Genomic DNA, 9,682 nt, shown 5'->3' on the forward strand with positions numbered 1-9,682 from the left:
AGTTCCGGCGCACTGACGCTATGTGTAAGGAAAAACAGCGCTATTCACTTTACTGCACACAGGCCAGGTAGCGGATCACTGTCCGACCACTTTATCCTGAGTTGCCAGATCGACCAACAACGCAATGCCTAAATAGTTACTCCAGTTAAAGCCGTTCTGCAGCACCACAATCGCATTGCCGTTACGTTTATCGTAGCCGATAAAACTGGAATAGCCGCCGATATAGCCCACCTGATAGATGATCTGCTGCCCTTCGAAAGTGTCGGTCACCCAGGCGATATTCTGCACCTGCGCGCCCTGCTGATACCACGCCTGCTCTGCCGCCGCGAAAGCCCGGTCCAGCGCAGCATCACCGGTGGCACTGAAATGCGCGCGCAAATAAGCACTCAGATCGCGCGCATTACTGTAGAGACTGGCCGCCGCCACCATGTTGCCGTGAAAATGCCAGTCCGGCGTCAGCGTGCCGCGGCGGATAAATTTCGGCTGATCGCCTGCATGGCCCAGCGCACGCAGCGGATAGCCCGCCAGCGTTTCCGGTACAAAGCTGCTTTGGTTCATCTTTAACGGTGTGAAAATAAGCTGTGACGCCAGCGTCTGAATATCCTGATGAAAACGCGTGCGCAGGATATAACCAAGCAGCGCATAGCCGAGGTTGGAGTAGTGTGGCATGCGTACCGCGGGCGCAGAGAAGTCCGCCAGATAACTCAGCAGCTTGTCGCTATCAAGGTTGCCATAGAAATTCTCGCCGGTGTCCAGATATCGAACGAACTGCTGCAGCATCGTCAAATCCATATCCTGTCGCGGCAGACCCGAGGTGTGCGTCACCAGCTGCAGCAGCGTGATGTGCTGCGCGTCAGCGCTGAGGCGAGCGCCTTCCGGCAGAAGATCGGCCAGGGTATCGCTCCAGCGCAACTTACCCTGATCAACCAGCTGAATAATCACTTCTGCCGTCACGCCTTTACTCAGCGATCCCAGCGCAAACAGGGTATCGGGCGTGATCGGATAGCGATGCACACGATCGGTTACGCCAAAAGAGTAATAGCGGGTCGGCCCACCGCGATGAATGACCGCAATGCTGATGCCGGGAACCTGCTTCTGTTGCATGTAATGCTGCACGATGTCATCGACATTTTCATGAAAGGTGGCGTGTGTCAGATAAACGCGATCGCCCACCGGGGCGGACGTTTGCGACAGGGTTCCACATCCCGCCAGCAGGAAGATAAAGGCTGGCATGAATCGCGTCATTAATCTGCTGATCCACTGGCCGCCAGGGGGCCGCCGCGCAAGGGAGACTGCAACAGCCGGCCTGCCAGTAAATCCATTTTTCATATATTAATCATTTACTTATTATTATTTAACACGCAACTGTCTGGCTGGAGCGCAAAAATGTACCATAAAGTGCTGTGGGCTATCGCCTGCATAACGGGGTGAAAGTGGTGCTAAACGCGGTTTAGTCACCGCAGCACGCCCGAACAGGGTTAGCTGTGTTGCAGTCCACAAGGGTGTACACTGCTGCGGTTTTAAGGCTCAACGCCGCTGAAATTTTGAAATGCCCGGGAGGCAACCGCATGAAAGAAGGCCCACTGTCCGAAAAAGAGCTGCAATGGCTGGAAGATATGCTGGAAAAATATGGCAGCGAAGCATCGATTATTGATGTCTCCGAGCTGGATGGCCTGCTGACTGCTGTACTCTCCGGTCCCGTCAGCATTGAGCCAAGCCAGTGGCTGGTGGCACTGTGGGGTGGCGAGAAGCAGATTCCGAAATGGAGCAACGAGCGTGAAATGACGCGCTTTATGTCGCTTTGCTTCCAGCATATGAATGATGTGGCTGACCGCTTATCTGAATTCCCTGAGCAGTTCGAACCGCTGTTTGGCATCCGCGAAATGGAAGGTCTGGAATTTACCGTGGTGGAAGAGTGGTGCTTCGGCTACATGCGCGGTGTCGCGCTGACCGACTGGTCTGCCCTGCCGCAGGATCTGCAACCCGCGCTGGACGCCATCGCTCTGCACGGCGTGGAAGAGAATCTTGAAAAGATCGATGCCATGACGCCGGACGAGATGGAAGCCAGCATAGAAGCTATCCGTCCTGCTGCGCTGGCGCTGCACGATCACTGGATCTCCCAGCCAGAAGCGATTCCCGTTCCCCAGAAGCCTGTCGCGGCAGAGAAACTGCCCGGCCGCAACGATCCCTGCCCGTGCGGCAGCGGCAAAAAATATAAGCAGTGCTGTCTGCACTGATCGGCTGCTTAGCCTCACGATCTGCCGGGCGGCTATTCAGCCCGGCATGCTTTTCTCACGATCCACGACAGTTTGACCTGCATCACCCTACCCACACCGTTACCTGAATAGACTGCTCACGACTTGAACAGCTTCGTGCTTATCGCTAAGGTAAGCGCGATTTTACCCGCCAGGAATGAACATGATCACCATCGCGCTTATTGACGATCACCTTATCGTCCGCTCCGGCTTTGCCCAGTTGCTGGGCCTGGAATCGGATTTCCAGGTCGTAGCGGAATTTGGTTCTGGCCGTGAGGCGCTGGCAGGTTTACCGGGCCGGGGCGTTCAGGTCTGTATCTGCGATATTTCGATGCCGGATCTCTCCGGGCTGGAGCTGCTGAGCAAGCTGCCGGCGGGCCTGGCCACCATCATGCTGTCAGTCCATGACAGTCCGGCCCTGGTGGAGCAGGCGCTTAATGCCGGTGCGCGCGGATTCCTCTCTAAACGCTGTCGTCCCGATGAACTGATCGCGGCGGTGCGCACGGTCTCCACAGGCGGCTGTTATCTGACGCCAGAGATTGCGATCAAGCTGGCCGCCGGTCGGCAGGACCCGCTGACCCGACGCGAACGTCAGGTGGCGGAAAAACTGTCACAGGGCATGGCGGTAAAGGAAATTGCCGTTGAGCTGGCGCTGTCACCGAAAACCGTACATGTCCATCGCGCGAATCTGATGGAGAAGCTCGGCGTCAGCAATGATGTGGAGCTGGCGCGCCGCATGTTTGATGGCTGGCAATGAGCCCCTGTGTTTCGCGGCTGATCTCCATTGTCGCCAGCTTTTTCATCTTCTCGGCGGCCTGGTTCTGCCTGTGGAGTATCAGCCTGCACCTGGTGGAACGCCCGGAGCTGGCGGTGCTGCTATTCCCGTTTGGCCTGCGTCTGGGGCTGATGCTGCAATGTCCACGCGCTTACTGGCCGGTGTTGCTGGCAGCTGAGTGGATCATGCTGATCTGGCTGGCGAAGGTGGTCGCGCTGGCGCATCTGCCGCTGTTAATGGCGGGCAGTGTACTGACGCTGCTGCCGGTGGCGCTTATCTCCCATTACCGCCATCAGCGTGACTGGCGCACGCTGCTGAGCCAGGGCGCGGCTCTGATCGCCGCAGCGCTGCTGCAATCCCTGGCATGGGCGGGACAGCAGGAGATGCTGAACGCCCTGCTGCTGACGCTTACCGGTGGTCTGACGCTGGCCCCGACCTGCCTGGTCATCTGGCACTATCTCACCAGCACCCGCTGGCAGCCGCTGGGGCCGTCGCTGCTCTCGCACCCGGTCAACTGGCGCGCCCGGCATCTTATCTGGTATCTGCTGCTGTTTGTCATCAGTCTGTGGTTGCAGCTTGGCCTGCCCGCTGAACTGTCGCGCTTTACGCCATTCTGTCTGGCTCTGCCGATTATTGCGCTGGCCTGGCACTACGGCTGGCAGGGTGCGCTGATCGCGACGCTGATGAACGCAATCGCGCTGATCGCCAGCCAGACCTGGCACGATCATCCGGTCGATCTCCTGCTCTCGCTACTGGCGCAAAGCCTTACCGGACTGCTGCTGGGTGCCGGTATCCAGCGGCTGCGCGAGCTGAATCAGTCGCTGCAGAGTGAGCTGGCGCGCAACCGACGCCTGGCGGAACGGCTGGTCGAGACAGAAGAGAACGTGCGCCAGGAGGTGGCGCGCGAACTGCACGATGATATCGGTCAGACGATTACGGCAATTCGTACCCAGGCGGGCATTGTGCAGCGCCTTGCGCCGGGTAATGGCCGGGTGATCCAGAGCGGCGTCCACATTGAACAGCTCTCTCTTGGCGTCTATGACTCAGTGCGGCGACTGCTGGGGCGTCTCCGACCCCGCCAGTTAGATGACCTGTCACTTGAACAGGCAGTTCGCTCCCTGATGCGTGAGATGGAGCTGGAGGATTGCGGCATCGTCAGTCACCTTGGGTGGCGTATTGATGAGACGCTGCTGAGCGAAGCGCAGCGCGTCACGCTGTTTCGCGTCTGTCAGGAGGGGCTGAACAACATTGTGAAACACGCCAGCGCCAGCGCCGTGACGCTCAAAGGCTGGCAACAGAATGGTCGCGTTTTGCTGGTGATTGAAGATGATGGCTGCGGTCTGCCGCCAGGTTCTGGTCAGGAGAGCTTTGGTCTGGTCGGGATGCGCGAACGCGTGAGTGCGCTGGGCGGATCGCTGACTATCTCCTGCACCCATGGAACCCGCGTCAACGTGCATCTGCCGCTGCGTACGGCCTGAGGAACCACCGTGTTTAACTTTCTGAAAACGCCCGCTAACGCCGCCCCGCTGCAGAACAAAAGTGAGATTGACAGCCGCTATCGCTACTGGCGGCGGCACATCATGTCGACCATCTGGATCGGCTATGCCCTGTTCTACTTTACCCGCAAAAGCTTCAATGCGGCGGCGCCGGAAGTGATCGCCAGCGGCGTGATGATGCGCACCGATATCGGCCTGCTGGCGACGCTATTTTACATCACCTACGGCCTGTCTAAGTTCTTCTCCGGCATCGTCAGTGACCGCTCCAACGCCCGTTACTTTATGGGGCTGGGGCTGATCGCCACTGGCGTGGTCAATATCCTGTTTGGCTTCTCGACGTCGCTGTGGGCCTTTGCGCTGCTGTGGACTATCAATGCCTTTTTCCAGGGCTGGGGCGCGCCGGTCTGCGCGCGCCTGCTGACCAGTTGGTATTCGCGCAACGAGCGCGGCGGCTGGTGGGCATTATGGAACACCGCGCACAACGTTGGCGGTGCGGTCATCCCGATCGTTATCGGCGCGGTGACACTGCATTATGGCTGGCGAACCGGGATGATGATTGCGGGCACTTTAGCGATACTCGCCGGATTGTTTCTCTGCTGGCGTCTGCGCGACCGGCCTCAGACTGTCGGCCTGCCCGCGGTAGGCGACTGGCGACAGGATGAGATGGAGATGGCGCAGCAGCAGGAAGGCGCAGGTCTGAGTCGCAAAGCGATCCTGACCCGCTACGTGCTATTCAACCCCTACATCTGGCTGCTGTCACTCTGTTACGTGCTGGTCTATGTGGTTCGCGCGGCGCTCAATGACTGGGGAAATCTCTACATCTCCGACACGCTGGGGGTGGATCTGGTGACGGCAAACTCGGTAATCACCCTGTTTGAGCTGGGCGGTGTGATAGGTGCACTGGTCGCGGGCTGGGGCTCGGACAGGCTGTTTAACGGCAACCGTGGTCCGATGAACCTGATTTTTGCAGCCGGGATTTTGCTTTCCGTCGGCTCACTGTGGCTGATGCCGTTTACCAGTTACGTGATGCAGGCAGCCTGCTTTTTTACTACCGGTTTCTTTGTCTTTGGCCCGCAGATGCTGATTGGTATGGCGGCAGCCGAGTGTTCCCATAAAGATGCGGCGGGTGCGGCAACCGGCTTCGTCGGTCTTTTCGCCTATCTGGGCGCGTCACTCTCCGGCTGGCCGCTGGCGTGGGTTATCGACGTCTGGCACTGGAGCGGCTTCTTTGCGGTGATTGCCACAGCGGCAGGGATCTCCGCGCTGCTTCTGCTGCCGTTTTTAAATGCTCAGGCGCCGCGCGTCCTGCCTGAAGCGTGATACGCCTCTCCTTTTTGCCCCGAGTGGGGCAAAACTAAGAAATTTTCCTGGTTTCGCCTGGATGCTGTCTCAGGCCAGTCTGGCGGCAGGTTTTTACAATGCCAGCCATTCGCTGCCCATTGCAGCTATTCCAACCAGGAGAATCCCCTTCCATGCTGGCATTCCTCAAACAGGTGCGCAGACCAACGCTGGATCTGCCCATCGAACTGCGGCGCAAAATGTGGTTCAAGCCTTTTATGCAGTCCTATCTGGTGGTCTTTATCGGCTACCTGACCATGTATCTGATCCGCAAAAACTTCAACATTGCACAGAACGATATGATCACCACCTACGGACTGAGCATGACGCAGCTGGGGATGATCGGTCTGGGCTTCTCCATCACCTATGGCGTCGGTAAAACCCTGGTCTCCTATTATGCTGATGGCAAAAACACCAAGCAGTTCCTGCCGTTTATGCTGATCCTCTCGGCCATCTGTATGCTGGGTTTCAGCGCCAGCATGGGCACCGGTTCCGTCAGCCTGTTCCTGATGATCGCCTTTTATGCCTTAAGCGGATTCTTCCAGAGTACCGGCGGCTCCTGTAGCTACTCCACCATCACGAAGTGGACGCCCCGCCGCAAGCGTGGCACCTATCTGGGGATGTGGAATATCTCTCACAACCTCGGCGGTGCCGGTGCGGCGGGCGTTGCGCTGTTTGGCGCCAATGTACTGTTCGACGGCCACGTAATTGGGATGTTTATCTTCCCCTCTATTATCGCGCTGATTGTTGGTTTTATCGGCCTGCGCTACGGCAGCGACTCCCCGGAGTCTTATGGCCTGGGCAAGGCCGAAGAGCTGTTTGACGAAGAGCTGAGCGATGAGGACAAAGAAGCCGAAGATGAGTCGATGACCAAATGGCAGATCTTTGTTGAGTACGTACTGAAGAACAAGGTGATCTGGCTGCTCTGCTTCGCCAACATCTTCCTCTATGTGGTGCGCATCGGGATCGATCAGTGGTCAACGGTTTACGCCTTCCAGGAGCTGAAGCTCTCTAAAGAGGTGGCGATTCAGGGCTTTACCCTGTTTGAAGTGGGCGCACTGGTGGGCACGCTGATGTGGGGCTGGTTATCCGATCTGGCCAATGGCCGTCGTGCGCTGGTGGCCTGCGTTGCATTAGCGCTGATTATTGCCACCCTCGGGATCTATCAGCATGCCAGCAACCAGTATGTTTATCTGGCGTCGCTGTTCGCTCTGGGCTTCCTGGTGTTTGGCCCGCAACTGTTAATCGGCGTCGCCGCGGTCGGCTTTGTACCGAAAAAGGCAATCGGCGCAGCAGATGGCATCAAAGGCACCTTCGCCTATCTGATTGGTGACAGCTTCGCTAAACTGGGCCTTGGCATGATTGCCGACGGTACACCGATATTTGGCCTGACCGGCTGGGCGGGCACCTTTGCCGCACTGGATGCCGCTGCTATCGCCTGTATCTGCCTGATGGCGCTGGTTGCCGTGATGGAAGAGCGTAAGATTCGCCGCGAGAAACGATTGCAGCGTTTGAAGATGGCGTAAAGATAAAATCAGGCTCGGCGTAAGCCGGGCTTTTTTTGCAAAAATGAAGAGAGAGATTGCTGCAGAAGGCACTATACAGACTCATTCCCGAGAGAATGTGAAATGTGCTTCAACGAATTAACTCCCTGCCTTGCGATTACCCTTCTGAGTCCACTTTCTGCTGAAACCAAACGTTGCCGCAGGTATTAACAACACCTGCGTGTTTCAGGATGCCTGTCAGGTATGCCGTGATACCCAACAGGCAGCCCAGCCGTCAGGGTACAATAAATCACCGTTATCAGAACAAGGGGAATAATTATACCCGCGAATAAAATCAGAAAATCCAAAACGAAGAAGCAAACATAAAGACACGCCCCTCTTCACAGACTGTAGATATTTACCTCTCTCCTGCCAGACACACTGCAACACGCTATAGATTTTAACATAGATTATAAAATGATTATCTTATTGCCTGTCTCACAGAAAGATAATTAAGAGTGCATTTATTGTTAAAAATATCCCACCATTATTTATTGCCATATGACAACGCAGGTTTTTATTGTACGCAAAACCTATTAACATCAGGTGTAAAAAAAACAGATCACCTTTGAAATAATGCCCCTGATAAACCAAATCGCATCACACAATGAACTGTTTTTATTGAATTTTTTATATAATCCATTTTGAAACTCTTTTTTACGCGTAAAAAACAGCGCCTTACCTACGCTTACATTGAATTGACATAAAAATCTGATAAAAACTGCAATAGAGATTATTTTTAGAGTTTAACACTAAAAAACCACACCAGAAAAACGTTTAAAGAATAATATTCCGCATAACGACCCTTATCGATACTATATCTTACCAGGACTCTGTAAATTCCATTTTATGAGTTTATTTGTAAGAATGCCGACTGCAGTTACCTGAATAATTAAATCATCACCCCCTCCTGTCCCTTTGATAAGAGAGAGGTGGTTTAAGTTATACCAAATAGCGTTACCGCCCCGGAAAAACACCCAGTTACCCGAACTCATCCATGAGCCATATAACCGGGGCAATAGACATTCAGCATAAGCGAATAAATCTTAAAACAGGTTAAACCCTTGCTCTGAAAAACGATCATTCACCTTATGGTAAGGTACAGGAAAAGGCGTTCCGCGTTATTAATGCAGCGTATCAAATGGCACCGCTCATTACAGGAAATAATACTTTCAGCCATGTTTATTACGCCACAGCAGGTGGCCATTATTAACGGCTACATGGAGGTTAATTAATTGTTTTAACAAAATTTCTCTTAAATCAGCACAGCAACGCCTGGTGATTAATTAATCGCCCGGTTCATTTCGGCATCTATGGGTGAAAAATGAAAATTCAATTAATTATTAAAGACAGTAATGGCAATATCATTGCTAAGCATGCTTTAAAACCTGGGCAGTCGCTGGCATTGAAGTCCACGCCACAGGCTGCGTCCTATGAAGTTCACAGCGTTGATGGGCAGCCTCCGCAGAAAATCGTTGCGTCAAAAGCTAACGGCCAGATGAAATTTAAGCTGGTGGATGATGTAACGGGTGAGCAGTATGACATCGTCCTGCAAAACGTCAGCGCAGATGAACTCCCGATTATGACTGCCTCTGGCCCGGATGGTGTGGCCTATGCGTATAACTATGATGCGGCTAATGGCGTATATGAACTCGCTTCAACGACTGCGGATCCGCTCATCACTGACAATGTCTATCTGGCGGGTGGTGTTTTAGGTGGTCTGGCCGCGATAATTGGTGTGGCTGCAGCATCAAACTCAGGTGGCTCCTCCTCAAGAAATAACAATACGGCAGCAGCCAATGAGGACAATAGCACTGCCAGCGTTGTTGCTGGCACAACGCCATCTCTTGTCGATGACGCCGGCAACCCCGTGGCTGGTCGTCCTACCAGCGACAGTACCCCCACGATCAGTGGTAACGGCATGCAGCCCGGCTCCACCGTGGTGATCACCGACGGCGACACCGAGCTCGGCACCGCCACCGTGGGCGAGGACGGCAGCTGGACCTTTACCCCCGACGCCCCGCTGGCCGACGGCGAGCATGCGCTCGTGGTTGACGGCACCGATGCCAGCGGCAACCCTGCCAGCAGCACCGTCGACGTTATCATCGACACCGGTGACACGACGCCGGGCGCGAGTGATGATGCAGGCAGCCCGGCAGAAGACAATGGCAGTGCCTCTGTGCCGGGCGCGGGCGACAACACAGGTAATCCAGCGGAAGGCGACACCAGCGCCACCGCGCCCGGCCTGACCGACGACGCCGGTAACCCGATCGT

7 protein-coding genes are annotated in these 9,682 nt (G+C 55.3%); 6 read left to right on the forward strand and 1 reads right to left on the reverse strand.

Features of this window, described 5'->3' with window-relative positions:
- Positions 1-75: 75 nt before the first annotated feature.
- Positions 76-1,329 carry a serine hydrolase gene (locus FOV68_RS17170; RefSeq protein ID WP_143991258.1) on the reverse strand — a complete coding sequence of 418 codons (1,254 nt, stop codon included), beginning with the start codon at positions 1,327-1,329 and terminating at the stop codon, positions 76-78.
- Between the two features lie 239 nt (positions 1,330-1,568).
- Here FOV68_RS17170 and FOV68_RS17175 point away from each other — a divergent pair, with 239 nt between their 5' ends.
- The 6 genes from FOV68_RS17175 to FOV68_RS17200 all read left to right on the forward strand — a co-directional run.
- A complete protein-coding gene (locus tag FOV68_RS17175) occupies positions 1,569-2,237 on the forward strand; it encodes a YecA family protein (protein WP_039392428.1) in 669 nt (222 codons plus the stop codon).
- Between the two features lie 181 nt (positions 2,238-2,418).
- On the forward strand, positions 2,419-3,012 hold the full coding sequence (gene uhpA / locus FOV68_RS17180; protein ID WP_033787435.1) for a transcriptional regulator UhpA: 594 nt from the start codon (positions 2,419-2,421) through the stop codon (positions 3,010-3,012).
- On the forward strand, positions 3,009-4,508 hold the full coding sequence (uhpB, locus tag FOV68_RS17185; protein WP_143991259.1) for a signal transduction histidine-protein kinase/phosphatase UhpB: 1,500 nt from the start codon (positions 3,009-3,011) through the stop codon (positions 4,506-4,508). Before uhpA ends, uhpB begins: the two co-directional genes overlap by 4 nt.
- Before the next feature lie 9 nt (positions 4,509-4,517).
- Positions 4,518-5,846, forward strand: a complete 1,329-nt coding sequence (locus FOV68_RS17190; RefSeq protein WP_143991260.1) for an MFS transporter — start codon at positions 4,518-4,520, stop codon at positions 5,844-5,846.
- Between the two features lie 152 nt (positions 5,847-5,998).
- A complete protein-coding gene (gene uhpT, locus FOV68_RS17195) occupies positions 5,999-7,390 on the forward strand; it encodes a hexose-6-phosphate:phosphate antiporter (protein WP_031593256.1) in 1,392 nt (463 codons plus the stop codon).
- A gap of 1,342 nt (positions 7,391-8,732) precedes the next feature.
- Positions 8,733-9,682, forward strand: a 950-nt coding sequence (locus FOV68_RS17200) for an Ig-like domain-containing protein (RefSeq protein WP_222104196.1), incomplete at its 3' end; no start/stop codon positions are given.

It is taken from the genome of Pantoea sp. paga, from assembly GCF_007558755.1.
Lineage (GTDB): Bacteria > Pseudomonadota > Gammaproteobacteria > Enterobacterales > Enterobacteriaceae > Pantoea > Pantoea agglomerans.

Coding starts and splice junctions, on each gene's coding strand:
- uhpT (WP_031593256.1), top strand. CDS start 5,999: ATGCTGGCATTCCTCAAACAGGTGCGCAGACCAACGCTGGATCTGCCC.
- uhpB (WP_143991259.1), top strand. CDS start 3,009: ATGAGCCCCTGTGTTTCGCGGCTGATCTCCATTGTCGCCAGCTTTTTC.
- FOV68_RS17175 (WP_039392428.1), top strand. CDS start 1,569: ATGAAAGAAGGCCCACTGTCCGAAAAAGAGCTGCAATGGCTGGAAGAT.
- uhpA (WP_033787435.1), top strand. CDS start 2,419: ATGATCACCATCGCGCTTATTGACGATCACCTTATCGTCCGCTCCGGC.
- FOV68_RS17170 (WP_143991258.1), bottom strand. CDS start 1,329: ATGAAAAATGGATTTACTGGCAGGCCGGCTGTTGCAGTCTCCCTTGCG.